Origin of the sequence: Paenibacillus sp. OK076 (assembly GCF_900110055.1) — a bacterium.
In the GTDB taxonomy this organism is placed as follows: domain Bacteria; phylum Bacillota; class Bacilli; order Paenibacillales; family Paenibacillaceae; genus Paenibacillus.
Window position 1 is genome coordinate 1,296,547 of sequence record NZ_FOCH01000001.1, and the last position, 20,724, is coordinate 1,317,270.

The 20,724-nt window shown below is 46.3% G+C and carries 21 protein-coding genes and 1 other RNA gene; 16 read left to right on the top strand and 6 right to left on the bottom strand.

The window, feature by feature from the left end; translation table 11 throughout:
- The first annotated feature begins 235 nt into the window (after positions 1-235).
- From BMY78_RS06000 to BMY78_RS06015, 4 genes are all read left to right on the top strand, one after another.
- Positions 236-1,819, top strand: coding sequence for a degradosome RNA helicase CshA (locus BMY78_RS06000; RefSeq protein WP_090895601.1), 1,584 nt, complete (start codon positions 236-238; stop codon positions 1,817-1,819).
- A gap of 183 nt (positions 1,820-2,002) precedes the next feature.
- Positions 2,003-2,839 carry a YesL family protein gene (locus tag BMY78_RS06005; protein WP_090895603.1) on the top strand — a complete coding sequence of 279 codons (837 nt, stop codon included), beginning with the start codon at positions 2,003-2,005 and terminating at the stop codon, positions 2,837-2,839.
- Positions 2,840-2,890: 51 nt separating this feature from the next.
- Positions 2,891-3,082, top strand: a non-coding RNA gene (gene ssrS / locus BMY78_RS06010) — 6S RNA.
- Positions 3,083-3,267: 185 nt separating this feature from the next.
- Complete coding sequence (locus tag BMY78_RS06015) at positions 3,268-3,660, top strand: DUF1499 domain-containing protein (protein WP_024629239.1); 393 nt, start codon at positions 3,268-3,270, stop codon at positions 3,658-3,660.
- 73 nt (positions 3,661-3,733) lie between these two features.
- On the opposite strand, the gene tpx is transcribed toward BMY78_RS06015, so the two are convergent.
- Positions 3,734-4,252 (bottom strand): thiol peroxidase, encoded by a 519-nt coding sequence (gene tpx / locus BMY78_RS06020; protein ID WP_090895608.1) that lies wholly within the window; start codon positions 4,250-4,252, stop codon positions 3,734-3,736.
- 148 nt (positions 4,253-4,400) lie between these two features.
- Here tpx and BMY78_RS06025 point away from each other — a divergent pair, with 148 nt between their 5' ends.
- Together BMY78_RS06025 and BMY78_RS06030 are read left to right on the top strand one after the other, a co-directional pair.
- Positions 4,401-5,027: a rhomboid family intramembrane serine protease gene (locus BMY78_RS06025; RefSeq protein ID WP_063564796.1), complete on the top strand. Its 627-nt coding sequence runs from the start codon at positions 4,401-4,403 to the stop codon at positions 5,025-5,027.
- Between the two features lie 72 nt (positions 5,028-5,099).
- Positions 5,100-6,011 carry a glutamate biosynthesis transcriptional regulator GltC gene (locus tag BMY78_RS06030; RefSeq protein ID WP_024629242.1) on the top strand — a complete coding sequence of 304 codons (912 nt, stop codon included), beginning with the start codon at positions 5,100-5,102 and terminating at the stop codon, positions 6,009-6,011.
- 34 nt (positions 6,012-6,045) lie between these two features.
- On the opposite strand, the gene BMY78_RS06035 is transcribed toward BMY78_RS06030, so the two are convergent.
- Positions 6,046-6,726 (bottom strand): zinc metallopeptidase, encoded by a 681-nt coding sequence (locus BMY78_RS06035; protein ID WP_062322116.1) that lies wholly within the window; start codon positions 6,724-6,726, stop codon positions 6,046-6,048.
- A 29-nt stretch (positions 6,727-6,755) separates the two neighbouring features.
- On the bottom strand, positions 6,756-7,184 hold the full coding sequence (locus BMY78_RS06040) for a MerR family transcriptional regulator (protein ID WP_063564944.1): 429 nt from the start codon (positions 7,182-7,184) through the stop codon (positions 6,756-6,758).
- Positions 7,185-7,538: 354 nt separating this feature from the next.
- On the opposite strand from BMY78_RS06040, the gene BMY78_RS06045 reads away from it, so the two are divergent.
- From BMY78_RS06045 to BMY78_RS06055, 3 genes are read left to right on the top strand one after another with little or no spacing between them, the layout of a single operon-like run.
- Complete coding sequence (locus tag BMY78_RS06045; RefSeq protein ID WP_090895611.1) at positions 7,539-8,939, top strand: ammonium transporter; 1,401 nt, start codon at positions 7,539-7,541, stop codon at positions 8,937-8,939.
- Between the two features lie 33 nt (positions 8,940-8,972).
- Positions 8,973-10,067: a DUF294 nucleotidyltransferase-like domain-containing protein gene (locus BMY78_RS06050; protein ID WP_371129150.1), complete on the top strand. Its 1,095-nt coding sequence runs from the start codon at positions 8,973-8,975 to the stop codon at positions 10,065-10,067.
- Complete coding sequence (locus tag BMY78_RS06055; RefSeq protein WP_090895616.1) at positions 10,064-10,801, top strand: exonuclease domain-containing protein; 738 nt, start codon at positions 10,064-10,066, stop codon at positions 10,799-10,801. The genes BMY78_RS06050 and BMY78_RS06055 overlap by 4 nt, the downstream gene beginning before the upstream one ends.
- On the opposite strand, the gene BMY78_RS06060 is transcribed toward BMY78_RS06055, so the two are convergent.
- Positions 10,787-11,275, bottom strand: a complete 489-nt coding sequence (locus BMY78_RS06060) for a M67 family metallopeptidase (RefSeq protein WP_090895618.1) — start codon at positions 11,273-11,275, stop codon at positions 10,787-10,789. The genes BMY78_RS06055 and BMY78_RS06060 overlap by 15 nt on opposite strands.
- A gap of 184 nt (positions 11,276-11,459) precedes the next feature.
- Here BMY78_RS06060 and BMY78_RS06065 point away from each other — a divergent pair, with 184 nt between their 5' ends.
- Positions 11,460-12,011 carry a TlpA family protein disulfide reductase gene (locus BMY78_RS06065; RefSeq protein ID WP_090895621.1) on the top strand — a complete coding sequence of 184 codons (552 nt, stop codon included), beginning with the start codon at positions 11,460-11,462 and terminating at the stop codon, positions 12,009-12,011.
- A 109-nt stretch (positions 12,012-12,120) separates the two neighbouring features.
- On the opposite strand, the gene cimA is transcribed toward BMY78_RS06065, so the two are convergent.
- Positions 12,121-13,740 carry a citramalate synthase gene (cimA, locus tag BMY78_RS06070; protein WP_090895624.1) on the bottom strand — a complete coding sequence of 540 codons (1,620 nt, stop codon included), beginning with the start codon at positions 13,738-13,740 and terminating at the stop codon, positions 12,121-12,123.
- A 548-nt stretch (positions 13,741-14,288) separates the two neighbouring features.
- On the opposite strand from cimA, the gene BMY78_RS06075 reads away from it, so the two are divergent.
- The 3 genes from BMY78_RS06075 to BMY78_RS06085 all read left to right on the top strand — a co-directional run bounded on the left by BMY78_RS06075 (position 14,289) and on the right by BMY78_RS06085 (position 17,565).
- Entirely contained in the window at positions 14,289-15,593 is a 1,305-nt protein-coding gene (locus BMY78_RS06075; RefSeq protein WP_090895627.1) for a DNA polymerase IV, read from the top strand.
- A gap of 119 nt (positions 15,594-15,712) precedes the next feature.
- Complete coding sequence (locus tag BMY78_RS06080; protein WP_062322102.1) at positions 15,713-15,955, top strand: ferredoxin; 243 nt, start codon at positions 15,713-15,715, stop codon at positions 15,953-15,955.
- 170 nt (positions 15,956-16,125) lie between these two features.
- A complete protein-coding gene (locus BMY78_RS06085) occupies positions 16,126-17,565 on the top strand; it encodes a L,D-transpeptidase family protein (protein ID WP_177185667.1) in 1,440 nt (479 codons plus the stop codon).
- A gap of 86 nt (positions 17,566-17,651) precedes the next feature.
- Here BMY78_RS06085 and BMY78_RS32750 read toward each other — a convergent pair whose 3' ends face one another.
- A complete protein-coding gene (locus BMY78_RS32750; protein ID WP_167434889.1) occupies positions 17,652-17,789 on the bottom strand; it encodes a hypothetical protein in 138 nt (45 codons plus the stop codon).
- Positions 17,790-18,072: 283 nt separating this feature from the next.
- On the opposite strand from BMY78_RS32750, the gene BMY78_RS06090 reads away from it, so the two are divergent.
- The 3 genes from BMY78_RS06090 to BMY78_RS06100 all read left to right on the top strand — a co-directional run bounded on the left by BMY78_RS06090 (position 18,073) and on the right by BMY78_RS06100 (position 20,602).
- Positions 18,073-19,170, top strand: coding sequence for a quinone-dependent dihydroorotate dehydrogenase (locus BMY78_RS06090; protein WP_090902096.1), 1,098 nt, complete (start codon positions 18,073-18,075; stop codon positions 19,168-19,170).
- 135 nt (positions 19,171-19,305) lie between these two features.
- Complete coding sequence (locus BMY78_RS06095) at positions 19,306-20,121, top strand: GTP diphosphokinase (protein WP_053783647.1); 816 nt, start codon at positions 19,306-19,308, stop codon at positions 20,119-20,121.
- Positions 20,108-20,602: a DUF309 domain-containing protein gene (locus BMY78_RS06100; RefSeq protein ID WP_090895631.1), complete on the top strand. Its 495-nt coding sequence runs from the start codon at positions 20,108-20,110 to the stop codon at positions 20,600-20,602. The genes BMY78_RS06095 and BMY78_RS06100 overlap by 14 nt, the downstream gene beginning before the upstream one ends.
- Positions 20,603-20,724 lie beyond the last annotated feature (122 nt).

Genomic DNA, 20,724 nt, shown 5'->3' on the forward strand with positions numbered 1-20,724 from the left:
TTGTGGATATTCTTGAGTAGGAAACTTTTTCCAAATGGAACGATAAAATTTGAAATGTTTCAAACACATGTATGTAGTTTTAGTCTTATGTTGGGGACCCATTCACGAATTATGTTCTTTTGTGAAAATAATTCGACTTGATGGGATAACCTATAAATATTAACGCTACTTAAGAATACAGACAACAAAGTGGATTGTCCACCATGTCCACCATATAGAAGGAGTATGAATAATTTTGACAAATTTAAATTTCACAGATTTCAATCTTGAACCACTGGTGCTGCAAGCAATCACCGAACTTGGTTTTGAAGAGGCCACTCCGATTCAATCCAAATCAATCCCTCTTGCTCTAGAAGGCAGAGACTTGATCGGTCAAGCTCAAACGGGTACTGGTAAAACCGCTGCATTTGGTATTCCATTGATCAGCAAAATCTCCAAAAGTGATGAAAAAATCCGCGCCCTCATTATGGCACCTACACGTGAGCTTGCGATCCAAGTTGCCGAAGAAATCGAAAAACTCACCCGCTTCAAAGGTTTGCGCTCCCTGCCAATTTACGGAGGACAAGACATCGTTCGTCAAATCCGTGCACTGAAAAGAAAACCACAGATCATCATTGGTACACCAGGACGTCTCCTGGACCACATCAACCGCAAAACAATCAAACTTGATGATGTACAAACTGTTGTATTGGATGAAGCAGATGAAATGCTTGATATGGGCTTCATGGAAGATATCCAATCCATCCTGAAACAAGTTCCAGACGAGCGTCAAACAATGCTGTTCTCAGCAACAATGCCTCCTAACATTCAAAAATTGGCTCAACAATTCTTGAACAACCCTGAGCACGTTTCCGTGATCCCTAAACAAGTAAGCGCACCTTTGATTGACCAAGCTTACATTGAAGTGCCAGAGCGTCAAAAATTCGAAGCACTCAGCCGTTTGCTGGATATGGAATCTCCTGAACTGGCGATTGTATTCGGACGTACTAAACGTCGTGTTGACGAATTGGCTGAAGCTCTGCAAAAACGTGGATATTCTGCTGACGGTCTGCATGGTGACTTGTCGCAAAACCAACGTGATACAGTAATGCGTAAGTTCCGTGACGGCAGCATTGATGTTCTCGTTGCAACAGACGTAGCTGCACGTGGTCTCGACGTATCCGGCGTAACTCACGTTGTGAACTTTGACCTTCCGCAAGATCCGGAAAGTTATGTTCACCGTATCGGCCGTACAGGTCGTGCGGGTAAAGAGGGCGCTGCATGGTCTTTCGTTACTCCGCGTGAGATCGACCACCTGCACTTTATCGAGCGTGTAACACGTCACCGTATTCCGCGCAAACCGCTGCCAACTATGGCTGAGGCTGTAGAAGGAAAACAACGTTTGACAGCTGAGCGTTTGCTCGAAATCGTACAATCTGGTGAACTGAACGAATACAAAGGTATCGCGATTCAAATGCTGGAGCAATATGATTCTGTTCAACTGTTGTCGGCTGCTCTGAAGCTCCTGACAGGTGACAAAAAAGATGCTCAGGTTGATCTGACTCCTGAAGATCCAATTCGTGCAAAACGTCGTAAACCGGATGTTCGCTCTGGCGGACGCAAACCATCTGGTTACAGCGGCAACCGCAGCAGTGGTGGTGGCGGTGGATACAACCGTGATCGCAACAGCAGTGGCGGCGGACGTGGTGGATACAACCGCGATCGTAACAGCAGTGGTAGTGGAAGTGGAAGCAGAGAAGGTGGTTACAACCGTGACCGCAAACCGCGTCCAAGCAACAACGAAGGACGTCGCCCTGCGAAAGATTCTTCTTTCGAATAATATACAAGCGTGAACTGGAAAATGGGGCAGGGCGACTGCTCCATTTTTTTATGTGCAGATTAGGTCAAACCAGTGTACTGTCGATCTCTTTTCGGGAAGGGCTGGCTTTTCCTATCTATAATAAGGTATATTAATATTATTAGACTTCAGGTTAGACGCAAGGCTGCGGAGGAGGAGAATTGTTTGGAATTTAAAGGAGCTATGGGTGGGATCTACCGACTTACAGAGTGGATTACGAGACTGGCCGCAACCAATCTGTTGTGGGCTATTTGTTCGTCTCCGTTCTTGTTTTTCTTGATTATGAAACTGCTCGTGATGCAGCAGAACCTGGCCAACGAATCACTACAAATGAACTGGGCTATAGCCATTGTGGCACCGCTTACACTATTCCCAGCGACATCGGCCCTGTTTACGGTTGTACGTAAATGGAATATGGGGGATACGGACGTGCCAATCTTCCGTACTTTCTTTGTAGGTTACAAAGAGAACTACAAACAAAGTTTAATCGGAGGTATCTTCTATACCTTGCTGTTTGCCATCATGTATCTGGATTACACAGTATATATGACACAATTCAAGAATATGCAGCTGGTCGGAATTATTATGCTCGTACTATTGCTGCTGCTGTTTGTTTCTCTCTTTAACTTCTTCTCGATGGTGGTACATTACCACATGTCCATCGGATTGATCATCAAAAATGCGGTGCTGTTGACGCTGATTAGACCATTCCGTGTATTTTCCACGCTGCTGGGAAGTGGATTGTTGTTCTATATCGGTTTTCGTTATCCGGTCTTGTTCATCTTCTTCATTATTAGTATTGTTGCTTGGTTTGCTTTCTTCAACTTCTACGCAACGTTTAATAAGATGCAGGAGCAGATGGAGAAGATGCAGTTGAAGAAAGAAGAAGAGGAAGCTGCACAAGCTGCAGAACAGGCAGGGGAGTCAGTTGAGACGATAGAGGCCCATGAACCATCTGAGGTTAAGCCATCTGACGAAAAACAAGATAATCTCCAAAAATAAAACATGAGCTGTCACCATTTACTTTTTACACAGTTAGGGATATAATAATTGTACATCCTGCGATGTACGTTTCGGTTATTCGTTGTTTTGAACCAATGATGATGTCTTCGGGAGATCAATACAGAATGTTGCTGAAACGCCCTGTCTATATGACATGGGGACTTCAAAAAACATTTTTGCGGCCACCCACCTGCTAAGCAGGTTCATAAGACAATGTAGCCGGACGGCATAGGCGGGTTCCTATTTTATCATGTACAGCACCCTGACTCTTTCCTCTAATCCAGGAATTTCAGGGTGCTTTTTATTTGAGCTTATTTTGTTGGATTGGCTGTATTTTGTTAAAAGTGTCGCTTGCCCTTTTGTTACTACATGAACAATGTTACACTAGTATACATAAATGGAACGGTTACATCAAAGGAGGAAGGGTCTTGACCTTAAAGAGAACGCTCGTCGGTATCATCCGCAGCATGGAGGGAACCAGCGATCGAGCCAAGGATCCCAAATTAAAAACACGGTATTATAACTTATCCAAAGACAGAGCCTGGGAAGAGGTTTCTTCGACACTCAAAAAAATCCCGGGTTATAAAGTGCTGCATGAAGTGCCTTCTGTGGGAGAGGTTATACTGGAGAAGCGGACTACCTTTGGACGGACGATGGATATTACGGTTTCCATTATATCGGTAAGTCCTGTACGAAGTGCGGTCGATATGTATTCGGCTTCACGTGGTTCACTTGGAGACCTGGGTTCTAATTATCGAACGATCATGAACTTGTTCTCCGTTTTGGATAAGAAGCTGAGTAAGTATAAGTCAAACGATTGAAATAGATGGATGAATAACAAAAAGCGAGAGAAGGTTAACCTTCCTCGCTTTTGTTCTGAACGTGAACTACCTTTTACAGCAAGGCTTTTACAGCGGAAATCGCTTGCTCGAAGTTAGGGGAGTCTGTCATTTCAGGCAGATATTCCACATATGTAATTCGGTCTTCAGCATCCAACACGAAGATGGAGCGCATGTCCAATTGGAATTCTTTGATCAGAACACCGTAGTCTTGACCGAATGAACGTGTTTTGTAGTCAGACAGTGTTACAACGCGGTCAACTCCGGCTGCGCCGCACCAGCGTGCTTGTGCAAAAGGAAGGTCAACGCTTACTGTCAATACGACAACATTGTCTCCAAGATCTCCTGCTTCAACATTGAAGCGACGGGTTTGGGCATCGCATACGCCAGTATCCAGTGAAGGAACAACGCTGATTAATTTGATTTTACCTGCGAAGTCTTTCAGGGATGCATCTTCAACCAGGTTTTTACTCAGTGTAAAATTGGGTGCTTGATCACCCACTTTCAATTCGGGTCCGATCAGTGTAATAGGGTTGCCTTTAAAGGTGGCTGCGCCTGTACGTTCTTGTGCCATAATAATGTTCCTCCTTATAAGTTGGTGATCCGTGCCAAAATCCATTATAATCTTTTATGAAAGGCATTGTCCAATTCGGACGAAGGATCATTAGAATGGGTCAGATTTGCAGGCCGATCTGAACAGGGTGGAGTGAAAGCAGAAACTTATGATATTTATAAGGTATGAGAACTGGAAAAGTTATTTAAAATTTTTCCCTTTGACGTCGATTCTTTTAATTGCCAATGTTGTTATGTTTATTGTGCTCAGTTTGAACGGTGGTTCCACAAACAGTATGACGTTGCTTAAGTTTGGAGCGCTTGTTAACCATGAATTATTTGCAGCAGATTGGTGGCGTTACATTACATCGATGTTCCTGCATGCTGGTTTCAGCCATTTGTTGTTTAACAGCTTTGCTCTCATCGTATTTGCACCACCAATGGAACGACTGCTTGGGTCGGTGAGATATGGTGTGTTGTACTTGGGTGGAGGCATTCTGGGTAATATTCTGGCTGTTGCCTGGTATAACTCGGTTGGAGCAACGACAATCTCGGTAGGTGCTTCAGGTGCGATCTACGCAATCTATGGTGCGTTTCTGTATGTAGCCTTGTTCCAGCGAACAATGATGGACGAAACCTCGCGTAAAACGTTGTATACGCTGCTTGTATTCGGTATTATTTTTTCCTTTGCTATGACGGGCATTAACTGGATGGCGCATTTGGGCGGGTTGTTGGGTGGATTCTTCATTTATGGACTTCTCATCCGCTTGTGGAAACCCCGTAGCTTTAAGCAGTAGTCAAATTGATCTGAAGACGGAATGCAATCACGGATAAGTAGGGTATAGAGCAGATTGGAGAGATCAGGGGCAGTGGAATTAAGACAGTTGCATTACTTTTTGAAAGTGGCACAGAAGGAGCATGTTACGCAGGCGGCGGAGGAATTGCACGTAGCGCAGTCTGCAGTGAGTCGTCAGATTCATCAGCTGGAGGAAGAACTGGGAGTAGACCTTTTTATGCAAAAAGGGCGAAATCTGCAGTTGACCGCCGTTGGGCAGCTCTTTTGCAAACGGGTTGAAGGTATATTGAAAGATCTGGACAAAGCGGTCGGGGAGGTTCATGAGTTTCTCGACCCGGAGCATGGTGAAATTCGTATCGGTTTTCCTCACAGTCTCGGTATTCACTTGATTCCTTCGGTTGTGGCAGCGTTCCGTCAGCGTTATCCTAACGTCAAATTCAGATTCAAGCAAGGCATGTTCCCGACGCTCATTCGTGATGTGTTATCGGCCGAAGTGGACTTGGCATTTATATCTCCATTTCCGGAGAAGCATGACCAGGTGGATGGTGACATTGTGCTAACGGAAGAACTGCATGCGATCCTTCCGCCGAATCATCCATTGGCCGGTGAAGAGAGTATTGCGTTAGAGCAGCTCAAAGATGATAAGTTTGTATTATTCAGTAAAGGCTATTCTCTGCGTCCGATTGTCTGGCACGCGTGCCTTGAAGCCGGGTTTACGCCCAAGATTGCTTTTGAGGGGGAAGAGACGGATACGATTCGAGGGCTGGTTGCGGCTGGCATGGGTGTGAGTTTGCTGCCGGAAATGGCGCTTTTCCAGACGAACCCGCTGCAACCGGCGCATGTAGCCATTTCTCATCCAAAAGTGACGCGTACGATCGGGTTGATCCACCGTGCAGATGACAAGCTTCCGCTTGTTGCGCAGTCATTTCGTTCATTTTTACTTAATTATTTCGGTTTACAGCAAAACAATACCCCATCCGATTAACGGTGGGGTATTGTTTTTTGGTTTGTGTATTCAATTAGTCGCGGCTATTGAAAATTCCGATGTAACGAATCAGTTCGAGCAATGAGATTAATGCTGCAGCGACGTAAGTTAATGCTGCGGCATTCAGTACTTTGGCGACGCCTCTCTCTTCTTCGTTCCGGATATAACCTTCCGATACCATAATCTCTCTTGCACGGTTACTTGCGTTGAACTCAACCGGCAACGTAATGAGTTGGAATGCGACGGTTACGGAGAAGAAAATAATACCAATACCGACAAGGTTCATTGCATTAAAGATGAATCCGGCAATGAGCAAGAAGGGTGCAAGTCCGGATGCAAAGTTGACGATTGGGAAAATCCGGTGACGTAGTGCCAACATCGGATAACTTTCCTTATGCTGGATCGCATGGCCAACTTCGTGACACGCAACGGAGACAGCCGAGATTGAATTTTCATAATATACAGGCTCAGACAACCTCACGACACGATTGATTGGATCGTAGTGATCGGAGAGTGCTCCGCGTACGGGTTCAATAGGAACGTCGTGTAGGCCATTGGAATCAAGCATGTGACGGGCAGCGTCGTAACCGGTCATTCCATTTAGGTTTTTAACATCAGACCAACGATTGAATGTACTCTTAACGCGAAATTGCGCCCATAAGGAGAGCAAAAAGGCGATAATGATCAAAACGAACATACCGTTATTAAAACTCATATTCATTCCTCCGCTTTCTAAATAATAAGCTACATCATGGTGTTCTCAAGCAAGATTTTCAAAGCTTCCATCGTACCAGCACTTTTGGTGAGTAGTCCGGCCATCATCTTACGTGCTTGTACAGGTTTCATCTCGCCAAGCAGCGGTTTAAGCTCATTCACCTCTCGCTCAAGCTGTTGCACGTGGAGCTCCAATGTTGTCAGTTTGCTGGCAACTTGTTCTTCCGTGCTCACCAGACTCCACTTCTCAAGAGATTGCTTAATCTCGTCGAGACTATACTTCTCTTGTTTCATGTGTACAATACGTTCCAGCCTGGTTAAAGTTTCATTACTATAAAGACGATAGTTTTTTTCTGTGCGCTCTTCAGGAGCGATGAGACCGAGCTTTGTGTAATAATCAATCGTCCGTTCGCTCACACCTGCAGTTTTGGCAAGTTCGCCAATCCGAAACAATTTCATATCCCCAATGATATTCACCTCGCTTGCAAGTTCAAATGTAGGGAATTGTAGATTCCAGTTGCGGCTTTGCATAACCCGCCCAATTTTTTTCTTACTAATAGTTATGATACATGATCTTTAACCATACAGTCAAACGTTATGCTTTGGTGGCTGCGAAGCTTCGTTTCTATATCTATGTACTCATGGGACATGATTATGTACTTAAGTGCAAGAAAAAGACGTATGACTTTATTCCCAGAAATATTTTTCAATTTTGCTGAAAATACTCTTGTCAACTTTCCTGTCTTCTGCTTATAATGGCATTAAGAGTTTCACGATATGTGAAGAAACTTAACATAAGAGGGAGTGGGGTATATGAGAAAGAAATGGTTGGTTTCGGTGTTAATAATGCTTACTTTATTGGCTTTCCCGGTCAGCGCATTTGCAGCTGCGGAGGGGCCGACTAACATCGAACTTCAAAGCGGTCTGAACTCAGCCTTTACGTTTCTGGCTGTTGTGCTGGTTTTCCTGATGCAAGGGGGATTTGCTTTACTTGAAGCGGGTTCAACTCGAATGAAAAACGCAGGACACATTGCGGGTAAAACAATCCTGACATTGGGGATTTCGGTTATTGCCTTCTGGGCTCTTGGCTTCGGTCTTGGTTTCGGTAATGGTAACAGTTTCTTCGGAACAACCGGATTTTTCCTGAGTGGGGATGCAATGGCTGCTTCGTTCGAATCACTGGCCTTCTCTGATGTTCCGTTAACCATTAAATTTGTATTCCACCTTGCATTTGCAGCGGTATCCCTGGCTATTGCCTGCGGTGGTATGGCAGAACGCGCAAAGATGAGTGTATATATCGTTTTCGGTACGCTGTATACCATTATCATGTATCCGGTTGTTGCTCACTGGGTATGGGGCGGCGGCTGGTTGGCTGAGCTTGGTATGCAAGACTTTGCAGGTTCGACGGTTGTCCACTTGACGGGTGCGACTGCCGCGCTGGTAGCTACGATTCTGTTGAAGCCGCGTATCGGCAAATATAACAAAGATGGTAAACCTAACATCATCCCAGGTCATAACCAAGTGTACTCTGTACTCGGTGTCATTATCCTTTGGATCGGTTGGTTCGGTTTCAACCCAGGTAGTACATTATCTGCCATGGGTGATGGATTCTTCGGTTATGTAGCATTGACTACAAACGTAGCTGCGGCTGCTGGTGGTGTGGCTGCACTGTTGATCTCATGGGCTGTATTGGGTAAATCCGATATTCCTAGCATGCTGAACGGGGTGCTTGCGGCACTCGTTGCCATCACAGGTGCTTGTGCATTCGTTGAACCGTGGGCAGCACTGGTTATTGGTGCTCTGGCAGGTATTATTACATTCTTCACTGCTCAATTCTTTGAACGCAAAGGAATTGACGATCCAATCTACGCCTTCTCTGTACACGGTATTGCCGGTATGTGGGGAGCGATCTCCACGGGTTTGTTCGCAACACCAGAACTTGCTGAGAATGCAGGTGTAGGTCAAGCGGGATTGTTCTACGGTGGCGGTTTCCACCAACTGGGCGTTCAGCTTCTGGGTCTGGCAGGCGCATTTGCCTTCGTTCTGATCATGTCCTTCATTATTCTGGGTGGTATGAAAGCTATCATGGGAATCCGTGTAACGGAAGAAGAAGAAACGATGGGGCTGGATTTAAGTGAGCATGGTACTTACGGGTACCCTGAACAAATGAAAAATGTAGAAACTAAATCCAATGGCGGTACGTTCAGCTCCTAAGAGGAATGATTGCTGAATCATGCTTCAAGGAGGCTGGACATGATGGAACCCATCCCGTATATAAATCAATCCTGGTCCTATCAGGGAATAGATGGTGCGGCATCTTCTCAAGAACTGCGTCAGGCGCGTGTGATATTGCAGAATGAGCTCCAGGAACTGTTGTCCGCTTCCTTGTCGCCGATCGAATGGTACCAGACGGTAAATGAACTGCATGACCGGGTTGCTCGGCGAGCAGTAGAGTTATGCATCCAGGGGATGGTAGAGGAAGGCCTAGGCCAACCTCCCGTCCCCTATGCCTTTATCGTTTTTGGTAGTTCCGGCAGGCAGGAAGCGACGTTATGGAGTGATCAGGATAATGGCATGATTATCAGCGATGCCCCGGATGAGGGGAAAGAGGTATATTTTGCCGAACTCGGACTTCGAATGACCGATATGCTGGAGGAGCTTGGCTACGCCAAATGTGAAGGCAAAGTGATGTGTTCGGAGCCTTTATGGAGGAAAACACTGGAATCCTGGAAGGAACAATTGAAAGCATGGGGATCGGACCTGTCCTGGGAGCCGGTTCGCAATCTGATTATCGCTTCAGACATGCGTTTTGTTGCGGGTGAGCCAGAGCTTGCGGAGGAATGGATATCTGCATTTTATGAAGGGTTCAGATCGGTTCCTGAGCTTTCCGATGCCGTGCTGCGCAATACCGTTAAACACAAGGCGACACTGAACATTCTTGGAAGGGTGGTAACGGAACGATTCGGTGAACATGCAGGTGGATTTGATGTGAAGTACGGCTTGTATATTCCGCTGGTGAATAGTGCACGTTTTCTGGCTTTGCAGCATGGCATCAAAGAAACGTCCACGCTCAAACGAATTCAGAGGTTGGTATCACTCGAAGCAGTTCCGCTTACTTTGCTGGATGCAGCTCAGCGTGCATTTATGACGGCTTTGAAGCTGCGCCGCAGTACACCCATTGTGATGAAACAAGGGTTGCAGCATAGCGGTGGTTTTCTGAATGAGAAACAGTTGAAGGAAAAACAAATGCTTTATGAACTCCGGGATACGTTAGGGTTGGTGCGGCGAGTACATCGTGCGCTGCAAAGACAACTTCGTTTTGCAGAAAGGAGACGTCCATGAGAGAGCCGGCAAGGGGCAATACAGGATTCTGGAATTCGCTGCGCCAGGGAGGGGTTCCTTCCGCCATCGCTTCCATAATGGGAGCCCCAACGGCGCAACATATGGCGTTTATCCGTTCGATGATGAGAGAACAGCGCAGACCCGAGGCGCTTCACACGCCTTTAAACGAATTGAATGCTGTCGTATTTGATCTGGAAACGACGGGCTTCTCTCCCCAGCATGGGGATGAGATCCTTTCCTTTGGGGCGGTGCGTATTAATGGTGGTGTGATGCTGGAGAATGAGCAGTTCTACACATTGGTTCAGTCCAAAGTCTCTGTTCCGGAACACATTACGGAACTGACGGGAATTACACAGCAAATGACGATGGATGCTCCGTCGCTCCTGGAAGGTCTGCATGACTTCATGTCTTTTGTTGGCGGAAGTGTACTGGTTGCCCATGCAAGCGCGCATGATCGGGCTTTTCTGAATGCGGCCTTGTGGCGGACATCCAAAGTAAGGCTAACGCACCGGCTCATCGATACGATGATGCTGGCGCGTTGGCTTGAACCGAGCAGACCGGGCTATGGTCTGGATGAATTGCTGGAATCCAAAGGCATTCCGATCTACGGACGGCACCATGCTTTGGAGGACGCAAAAATGACTGCACAGTTATGGTCCTGTTATCTGGAGGATATGTCTCACAAAAATGTAGAAACATTGGGTGACCTGTACACCCAGTTAAGTCACGCTTAGCCGGGCGGGCTGTAAGCTGTATGATTGGCCAGGACTCATTCCAATGCTTGAATCAACATTTGAATGAATTTGATAACCATTTAGAAGCATCTTTGATGGTGTATCAGCCGTAAGATCAGGCGCGCCTATAAAATAGACCTGGAGTAGTCCAGCGAAAAGTGGTAGGTTGCGCAGATCCTCATTGGAAGGAATGGGCGTGGTTCGAGGGTGGGAGTGAAAGAGCCCGATAAGTTGTGGCTCATTGAACACACATCGGATCCATTCTGCATCTTCCAATGCGAAATGGTGCAGCGGGTCAGGCGCTACGTTACGAATGGGCTGAAACCGACTGATTCGTATGCCGCCCGCTGCGGCTTCACCCAGCACAACCCCGCAGGCTTCCTGCGGCAGCGAAGCGAACATGTACTTAGACATCTCCTGCTCTACGGAGGAAGGGATGTAGAAGGTGTTTTGCTGCTCGTGAAGTGCTGCCATTTGTATTCACCCCTCTCTCTTTGGCTCCTGCTTCGGCAGGAGTCCTTTTTTATTTTATTTTGTGTGACCCGGATTGTAAAATTTTAAAGGAAAAGGGTACAATATGAGAGAGAGCTTGAAATATCTCACATGTTAGAAGAACGTGAATCTCAATAGGTTTGATTATACAAAAGGGTGGCTGGTCATGAAACGAAATATATACATACTGCTGGGTGTTGTTTTGCTGGTGGGCATTGCTTTGGCTCAAAATGCAGACAACGGAATCGCAGCCGTGTTTAAACAAGAGGAGCCGATGCCCACGGAGACGGGGCCGAAAGCAGGTTTACTGGCACCAGCATTCTCTTTGAAAGCCATGGATGGGAAAACCTACGCTGTAGGTGGAGCCAAGGAAAAGGCCATCTTCGTCAGTTTCTGGGCATCCTGGTGTGAACCGTGCAAGCAGGAAGCTCCTGCGCTCAATACATTGGCAGCAAAATACAAGGACAAACTGGATCTGTACGGTGTGAACGTAACCACGTACGATAAAATCAGGGATGCCAAAGCTTTTGTAGATAAATACAAACTGACGTTCCCTATTTTGCTTGATGAAGACGGAACAGCATATGCCAAATATAACGGTTTAGCTTTTCCGACGAATGTATTGATTGATTCCCGAGGTGTCGTTCAGGAAATTATCTTGGGGATTTTGCCTGAGAAAGAGCTGGAGCGCAAAATTAAGGAGTTAATTGCGGATTAACCAAGCAAAAAGCTATCATGCAAGAAGCTAGCCAAGCGAAAAGCAAAAGCGCCTGTCTTCCAAAGTTTTTTGGAGAGAGGCGCTTCTTTTATTTTCCGGGAAATATGCATTAATGGTTGCTTAGACCGTGAGCAGGGATGTTGACTACGCCAGGCTCGTCCTGCAATTTTTCCTGAAGAAGGGCATAACGGAAGCTGTGTACGAGGGCTTCCCAGCTCGCTTCAATCACGTTCTCGGATACACCGACGGTATTCCACGTGTTTTCTGTGTTTTTGGATTCAATTAATACACGAACCTTTGCGGCAGTAGCATCTTTTTCATCCAGAACACGTACTTTATAGTCGGACAGATGCATGTTGGCAAGGGAAGGGAAGTACTGCACAAGTGCTTTCCGAAGCGCGTTATCCAGTGCATTGACCGGACCATTGCCTTCCGCTGCGGTATACGCACTTGTTCCGCCTACGTTAAGTTTAACAAAGGCTTCCGAAACAACAGACTTGCCAGCCACTTTTTCAACAAGCATCTTGAACGATTCAAAGGTAAACAATTCTTTCATGTCACCGTTGGCTTCACGGATCAACAGTTCAAGAGAGGCATCGGCACCTTCGAACTGATAGCCCTGATGTTCCAGATCTTTGATTTTCTCAATGATCTGACGTGAGTTGGCACTGCTTGGGTCGAACTCAAGACCCAGTTCCTGCGCCTTGGACACAATGTTGCTTTGTCCTGCCAGTTCGGAGACGAGCACACGCTGTTTGTTACCAACCAACTCAGGAACGATGTGTTCGTAGGTCCGGGAATCGCGCAATATGGCAGAGACGTGAATACCGCCTTTGTGAGCGAAAGCCGCATTTCCGACATAAGGCTGGTTGATTGGCATATTTACGTTGGCAATCTCACTGACATAACGGGCAACATTCGTGAGCTGTCTCATTGAATCCTCAGAAACGCACTCATATCCAAGCTTCAGTTGCAGGTTAGGGATAATCGAAGCCAGATTGGCGTTGCCACATCGCTCTCCATACCCGTTCATTGTACCTTGGACCTGTCTGGCACCAGCTTGTACTGCGCTTAAGGTGTTGGCTACAGCAAGTTCACAGTCATTATGTGTATGAATGCCCAGATGGGCTTGAGGAAGTCGTCCAGCGAGAGTGGACACGATCTCGTACACCTCATGCGGCATCGTTCCGCCGTTGGTGTCACACATCACAAGCCAGTCCGCTCCAGCTTCATGGGCTTTGGTCAACACAGCCTGTGCATACTCCGGATTGTGCTTAAATCCGTCAAAGAAATGCTCTGCATCAAAGATGACTTCCATACCATTTTGTTTCAGATAGGCAATGGAGTCGTAGATCATGGACAGGTTTTCTTCCAAAGTGGTTTGCAAAGCTGTGTGTACGTGAAAATCCCATGATTTCCCAACCAGAGTTGCGGCCTGAGCACCGGACTCGAGCATGCGCTTCAAGTTGGCGTCTTCACTGGCGATGCTGCCTTTACGACGTGTACTGCCAAAAGCGACAACCTTCGCGTTCAGGTTCAGTTCCTTGACTCTTTTGAAAAACTCAATGTCCTTGGTATTGCTGCCTGGGATTCCGCCTTCAATATAATGAGCACCCAGGTCATCGAGCTTCTTGGCAATTTTGAGCTTGTCATCTGCCGATAAGCTGACTCCCTCCCCTTGTGTGCCGTCACGTAAAGTCGTATCGAAGATGGAGATGGCCTTTGACATGAAGATCCTCCTTTAAGATGAAGCGCTTTTTTTTAGAAAGTTTAATGGTATGTTTAAAAAACATATTAGAATGTTGGTGACGAATCCTTCGATTCTGTACCGCTACACTGTATTAAATTCAAAGTGTAGATTTGTCCTAAAATCGTGAATTTGTATAATTAATTATTATAGCACCATTATCGCCAAATGCTACATCGAATTCACCATTTGGTGTAACAAATGATGGATTGTAGAGTTAAGTGAGCTGTAAACGTTATCTTGTAATATGTTATGCTTCATCTAAATACAAGTATTCCAGGATTAATTATGGATTCAAATCTTGTCTTTATAAATGGAGGGAAATGAATGAACTTTGTTTGGGAGAATATAGTTATTTCAATCATTATAATCGCTATTATCGTCGTTGCCGTGTGGGGTATCATTCGATCGATCGTTAAATCTCTCCGAAAATAAGGGGATATAAATGATTTTTACATAAGGGATTTTGATATAATAGAGTAGAGAGTGCATTTAACGGAATTGTGTATACGAAAGGGCGGTGGTGGATCATGTCTTCAGACGAGACGCATAACAACATAAATGTAGATCGATATTATCCTGCCGCCGGACGAGTGATTTTGCATGTCGATATGAATGCTTTTTATTGCTCAGTACACGAAGCCGAGGAACCGGAATTATATAGAGGAAAAGCGACGGCCGTTGCGGGCAGCAGTGAAGTGCGCAAAGGTGTCATAGTCACTTGTTCGTACACGGCACGACGCAGGGGCATTTCCACAGGCATGGTCGTTCATCAAGCATTAAAGAAGTGTCCTGATTTAATTGTGATTCGTCCGGATTTTCATTTATATCGTAGGTATTCGAAAGAATTCATGAAAATAGCTTACAGTTATACACCGCTGCTTGAAGCGACCTCAATCGATGAGTGTTACCTCGATATTACGGGGTCCAGACAGTTCGGTACTCCGATGGAAATAGCGGAAAGTATTCAGACTAGAATCCGGGAAGAGCTGGGAATGCCCTGTTCGATCGGAATTGCACCCAACAAGCTGCTCGCCAAGATGGCCTCTGATTTGAAAAAGCCGAATGGTATCTCGATTTTGCGGATGAGGGATGTACCTCGGATTTTATGGCATAGACCATGTAACGAGATGTTTGGCATCGGCAAAAAGACAGCGGAAAAGCTGAAGAAACTAGGCATTGAAACGATAGGACAGCTGGCCAAATCAGATGAGCGGATGTTAACCGATGTGTTTGGAATTAATGGCTCTTGGTTAAAAAATTCAGCAAACGGCATTAATCATTCGGCAGTTCAGGCTGAACGTGAAGCGAACAAATCAATTGGGCACACAACAACGTTGCCTGCGGATATATCTGAACCGGATGATGTGCATCGGGTGTTGCTTAATATAAGTGACCAGGTTGCCAGACGGTTGCGCAAGCACGAAATGCTCAGTCAGGGCATTCAGATTACGATTCGTACACCGGATATGAAGACAATAACAAGATCACGGATGATGGAAGTGCCTACTGAAGATGCATCGATCATATACCGGGAGGCCTGTGCTTTATTTGCGAAACATTGGGGCGGCGGGAAGCCTGTTCGAATGTTGGGTGTGACCCTCCAAACGCTGATTCCGCGTGAGGAGTCGGCGATACAGCTTGACCTCTTCGAATATGAGCAGAAGCCGAAGAAGGAAAACCTGATTCGCATTATGGATCAGTTACGTGACAAATTTGGCGAAAATGCTGTCGTTACTGCTGGCATGCTGGGGGATGATCCTTCCGTATTACTGCGCAATCATAAAGTCCGGGGAACGTCGCTGCAAAAAGATAATTTGCAAAGTCTCGATTAAATAGGGCATAATGGAGTCTTGAGGCTGTGAAAATGATTTGTAATAACTCTTACTTTGTATTAATATGTTTCTAGATAAAAATACTGTACGTTTTTGAATAATAGGAGGAGAGATTGGTAATGAGTAAATATACTTGGGTAGAAAAAGATACATGTATTGCGTGCGGAGCATGCGGAGCAACGGCGCCAGACATTTATGACTATGATGATGAAGGTTTGGCAGAAGTAATCTTTGATGGAGATGCCAACCAAGGGATCAAAGCAATTCCGGATGACTTGTTCGACGATATGCAGGACGCTTGCGACGGCTGCCCTACAGACTCCATTAAAGTTGCGGATGAACCTTTCAACAAAGAAGGTTAATTCCTTTCATATGAACATACAAAAGCACATTCTTCTGTCTTTGGGACAGTGGGGTGTGTTTTTTTGTCGAATGTTAAGGCTTAGATCCGGGTACTCAAGTCCTATGGATTTCTTGTCATCATTTGCCGATATAAATAGAAACGGAAAAAGGCGAAATGATGGAGGATCGGATGCAGAATACTCACCTACGAACATATGTAAAGAAACATCCAGATAATAAAATGGCCTGGTATTTACTCGGTAAGGAGTATTTGGGTGAAGGGCAGGAGGCCAAGGCGAACTATTGTTTTCAACAGGCGGGTGAAGTCTACGAGGCTTTTGAGCGGAGTAAAGCACCGGCCGATATATGGGTGGATTATCAGGAGAAGCTGGTTGAAATGGCTGAGCAAAAGGAGAAAAAACATCGTGTTCGCAAGATGTGGCTCACCCTGCTGATGCTGCTTGTACTGGCAGGATTGCCACCTGCGGATGCTCCTGGTTTCAATCGGGATGCTGCCGAAGCGTTGGCTTCAGCGTTGGAATCGACGGACAATTCCATGGATAGCGAATCAGGAAATAAACCGATGGAAGACTTGGCTCTTGTTGCGAACTCCAATGTGTTTACAGCTGGAGCATTCGGTGGAGGTGCCAAGGGTGAGGCTGCACTTGCAGCTGCATGGTCAGGCTCTGGTGCGAAAGTGCAAACATCGGCTGTGCTTGGAATGCAGGTCGCGGGGAACTGGACATTATGGAAGCGCAATATGGCGGTGAAATACATCGTTCAGACGAACAGCAGTGGCAAATTAACGGCACAGAGTTATGATGCCAAACAGTGTAACTGTGAACCACCAGAAGTATCACCGGAGATCAAGCGGCTGGCACAAGCCTGGACAGCCAAACAGGAAGCCGCGGCAGCTCTGTCAAGTGCAATGATTACATATAAGAAACAAAACGGAAGCTGGCCGAAAAGTGTGGCGCAATTAGCTCAGCCGTTTCCAAATAATATTCTGGGCGAGACTGCACCTGGCATGACGCGGATGTTTCCTGCACTACTAGCCATGCATCAGCAAGGGCGAATAGGGAATGGGAAAAACACAGATAAGGGAACAGGTGAAGCGCCAGATTCACAACAAGGTAAAAACGCTGCATTTGTGGATACGCTAGGCGGAAAGCCTTTTTTGCAGGATCGGCTTGAGATTATCGTGGACAAGAGCAGGCATAAGCTTGCACTGATTAGTGGTGACACCATTATTCGGAATTACGAGGTGGGACTTGGGGGAGATCGTACTCCAGAGGGTTCGTTTGTCATTTCAGACAAAGTTGTTAATCCAAATGGTCGCTCTAACGGCGAATTTGGAAGTAGGGGCATGCAGCTATCGGACACCAATTATGCCATCCATGGGACCAACGAGCCAAACAGTATCGGGCTGGATGAATCCCTTGGATGTGTGAGAATGAGTACTGAAGATGTGGAAGAGCTATTTGCTCTTGCTCCTCAGGGAACTCCGGTACGCATCGGGAAAGATCTGCTGCCAGAGGCAGCTGTGGTTCCAGAAGCGAAGGATCGCTACCGATACACACTTGTTCCCAAGCAAAATAATCCGAATAAGACGTATCATTGGTTGAATTAAACGATAAACCAAGTGATTCACACCAAAGAAAACGTAAAATCCATGCTGGATTGGTATGTAGATGCAGATATAGTCGGTTGAAGCATTTACAGGTTGGCGATAATAATAAGCGCACCAATGATAATGATCAGTCCACCGACGCTGGCTGCTGTCCAGATAATGGCTTTCCGGTTGACCTCTTCTTTCTTTTGCTGCAAAGTAGGTGGTTTGCGTTTGGGAGCCATGGGCTGTTCCTCCTTCATGGAATAAGGCTATATCGATGTAGCCATGCTCCCATTGTAAAGAATTCAACTCGCCATTTCCAGTAGGCGGGTGGATTTCTTGTGAGCATTTTGCATCATACGATTGCTGTTGCTTGTGGGGGGGGGCAAAATGCTTGTGTCTGTGCTCAAACTACTTTCCTTTTGAAGAAGAAACGGATAGACTTGTGTATAGAGTGTTTTTTTACATATGAAAAAGACGGAAAGCAGTTTTTTCAGCGTACCGGACCAGAACGGAGTGAGTGATTTGTTATACAGAAGTCTTGCTAAACCCTTGTTGTTCAAAATGGACCCTGAGCAGGCCCATCATTTAATTATCGGCGGTCTCAGCGGAATGGGGAGTATTCGCCCGGTTCCTTCCGGTTTGCGTGTCATGTATGGCGTGCGTGAAACATCGGATCTGGCTGTGGACATGTTTGGATGTCATTTCCCTACACCTGTAGGACTTGCGGCTGGTTTGGACAAAAACGGACAGGCTGTAACGGGCTTTTCTTCCATCGGGTTTGGCTTCATGGAAGTGGGCACAGTCACACCGCTCGCACAGCCAGGTAACGACCAGCCACGGTTATTCCGCCTGCCTCCGGATGAGGCATTGGTAAACCGGATGGGCTTCAATAACCTCGGAGCCGAAGCGATGGCGGGTGAATTGGCACGCCTCACGGAACGCCGAATTCCAGTGGCTGTAAATATAGGTAAAAATAAGGCAACACCGAATGAAGAAGCACATTTGGATTATGCCAAATGCATTCGGGCGCTGTACGAGTATGCGGACCTGTTTGTAGTGAATATCAGTTCACCAAATACACCAGATTTGCGTAATCTGCAACATGGGAATGAACTGAAGGAATTGCTTGCCGCTGTCATGAATGAGATGGAGACGCAGCGCAAGAGAGCGGGCGGTTCCGTTAAATCGGTGCTGGTCAAAATTGCACCTGATGTGAATGACCAGGAGCTTGAATATATGGTGAGTACCATTGCTGATAGTGGAGTTGCCGGAATCATCGCAACGAATACAACGATCAGCCGTGAAGGTCTGTCCCATCAGCATGCCAAAGAGACTGGTGGACTAAGTGGCAAGCCGCTGCGTGATCGTTCCACGGAAATCATTCGCCAGATCTATCGCCAGACAGAAGGCAAACTGCCTATCATCGGATCGGGGGGCATTTTCACAAGCGAAGATGCTTACGAAAAGATTAAAGCAGGGGCCAGCCTGGTGGAAATATATACGGCATTGATCTATGAAGGACCTGAAGTGAATCGGCGCATTCATGCCGGACTGCGTGAATTGCTGCGCAAAGACGGTTACAGTCATATTTCGGAAGCTGTCGGTGCAGAGCATCGTTAAGCAATGTTTCGGAGTTCCCCGGATTGAAAATTAGAAGCGTGGAAGAGGGTAATGTCGTACGGGACTCTTCCCCCCGCTTAACATCATGTATAATGGATAAGAACAGGGGAAGCTATAGAGACAGGAGGCATAAGCATGGACGGTAGAGACTGGGGTACATTTTTACTTCCTTATGAACAAGCGGTAGAGGAATTGAAGGTTAAGTTTAAAACGATGCGGGCGGAGCTTAAGAAAAGGGAAGAATACGCCCCGATCGAATTCGTTACCGGTCGTGTCAAAAAAATATCCAGCATTCTGGAGAAATCCAGACGCCTGAATGTGCCGCTTGATCAGGTGGAAACAGGCATTGAGGATATTGCAGGTATCCGCATTATGTGCCAGTTTGTGGATGATATTCGGCGGGTAGCCGAGTATATTCGTGGTCGTAAGGATTTGACGGTATTAATCGAGAAAGATTATATCACCAATTTTAAAGAGAGCGGCTACCGCAGTTTCCATATGATTATCGAATATCCTGTTCAGACGGCTCTGGGACAGAAGAATGTGCTGGCCGAGATTCAGATTCGGACGCTGGCGATGAACTTCTGGGCCACGATTGAGCACTCCCTGAGTTATAAGTTTCGGGAGAGTCTGCCGGATGATATGCGCGCAAGATTGAAAAAGACGGCGGAAGCCGCTTTTGTACTAGATAATGAGATGTCGGCGATCCGTTTGCAAATTCTGGAGGCGCAAAAGGCCTTTGAAGATGATTCCAATATCGTATCAAGAACGCTGAACATCATACATCAATTGTATTTCTACCACCTCGTGAACGAAGCGATAGAGGCACAAAAGCGCTTCAATGACTGCTGGGAGCGTCATGATATGGAAGGGTTGAAAGACCTGCTGGATGATGTGAAAGCACTTCTGAACGCGGCTAGAAAGGGCGAAAACCCGGATGAGCAGCTATGAGCCGCTGTATGTTGACTATTTGATCTACTTCAATCGCGATCAGGACTACTTTGAATGCCATGAGGTACTGGAAGAGCTGTGGCTTGAACGGGATCGGGATTCAATGTATAAAGGGTTGCTGCAGATTGCAGTGGGGCTGTATCATTTCAGGAATAATAACCTTCGCGGAGGACGCATGATGTTACAGAGTTCGGTAGATCTGTTAAAGTCATATCCGGAAACTTCGCGAGGTGTTGCCCTTGGGCCGTTGGTGCAGGAAGTACAGGAGCTGGTTCATGGACTTTCGGGTCCTGAGCCACAGAATTTTCCTTACAGAGACTTGCATATTCAAATTCAGGATGAGGTGCTGGTGCAGGAGATTCGAGAACGAGCTCTTGAACTGAAGCCCAATATTCCCCAACGGCGAAGTCCTACACGTGGACGAATCTATGAAGAGAAGATGAAGGCAATGCAGCAGGAGCAAAGTTTAGAGAGCGAGTGAGCTTGTAATGGAAAGTCATCATTCACTTCATTCATTAAACATATTGTCTGATATATGATCTATAAAAAACACCCCGACAGCTCCTCTAGAGGAATTGGCCGGGGTGTTCGATATTAAAGGAC

What these genes read in the sequence shown, in the direction of transcription:
- BMY78_RS06080 (WP_062322102.1), top strand. Translation starts at nt 15,713, where the DNA reads ATGAGTAAATATACTTGGGTAGAAAAAGATACATGTATTGCGTGCGGA.
- BMY78_RS06075 (WP_090895627.1), top strand. Translation starts at nt 14,289, where the DNA reads ATGTCTTCAGACGAGACGCATAACAACATAAATGTAGATCGATATTAT.
- BMY78_RS06055 (WP_090895616.1), top strand. Translation starts at nt 10,064, where the DNA reads ATGAGAGAGCCGGCAAGGGGCAATACAGGATTCTGGAATTCGCTGCGC.
- BMY78_RS06025 (WP_063564796.1), top strand. Translation starts at nt 4,401, where the DNA reads ATGATATTTATAAGGTATGAGAACTGGAAAAGTTATTTAAAATTTTTC.
- BMY78_RS32750 (WP_167434889.1), bottom strand. Translation starts at nt 17,789, where the DNA reads ATGGCTCCCAAACGCAAACCACCTACTTTGCAGCAAAAGAAAGAAGAG.
- BMY78_RS06085 (WP_177185667.1), top strand. Translation starts at nt 16,126, where the DNA reads ATGCAGAATACTCACCTACGAACATATGTAAAGAAACATCCAGATAAT.
- cimA (WP_090895624.1), bottom strand. Translation starts at nt 13,740, where the DNA reads ATGTCAAAGGCCATCTCCATCTTCGATACGACTTTACGTGACGGCACA.
- BMY78_RS06035 (WP_062322116.1), bottom strand. Translation starts at nt 6,726, where the DNA reads ATGAGTTTTAATAACGGTATGTTCGTTTTGATCATTATCGCCTTTTTG.
- BMY78_RS06060 (WP_090895618.1), bottom strand. Translation starts at nt 11,275, where the DNA reads ATGGCAGCACTTCACGAGCAGCAAAACACCTTCTACATCCCTTCCTCC.
- BMY78_RS06065 (WP_090895621.1), top strand. Translation starts at nt 11,460, where the DNA reads ATGAAACGAAATATATACATACTGCTGGGTGTTGTTTTGCTGGTGGGC.
- BMY78_RS06100 (WP_090895631.1), top strand. Translation starts at nt 20,108, where the DNA reads ATGAGCAGCTATGAGCCGCTGTATGTTGACTATTTGATCTACTTCAAT.
- BMY78_RS06040 (WP_063564944.1), bottom strand. Translation starts at nt 7,184, where the DNA reads ATGAAATTGTTTCGGATTGGCGAACTTGCCAAAACTGCAGGTGTGAGC.
- BMY78_RS06095 (WP_053783647.1), top strand. Translation starts at nt 19,306, where the DNA reads ATGGACGGTAGAGACTGGGGTACATTTTTACTTCCTTATGAACAAGCG.
- tpx (WP_090895608.1), bottom strand. Translation starts at nt 4,252, where the DNA reads ATGGCACAAGAACGTACAGGCGCAGCCACCTTTAAAGGCAACCCTATT.
- BMY78_RS06045 (WP_090895611.1), top strand. Translation starts at nt 7,539, where the DNA reads ATGAGAAAGAAATGGTTGGTTTCGGTGTTAATAATGCTTACTTTATTG.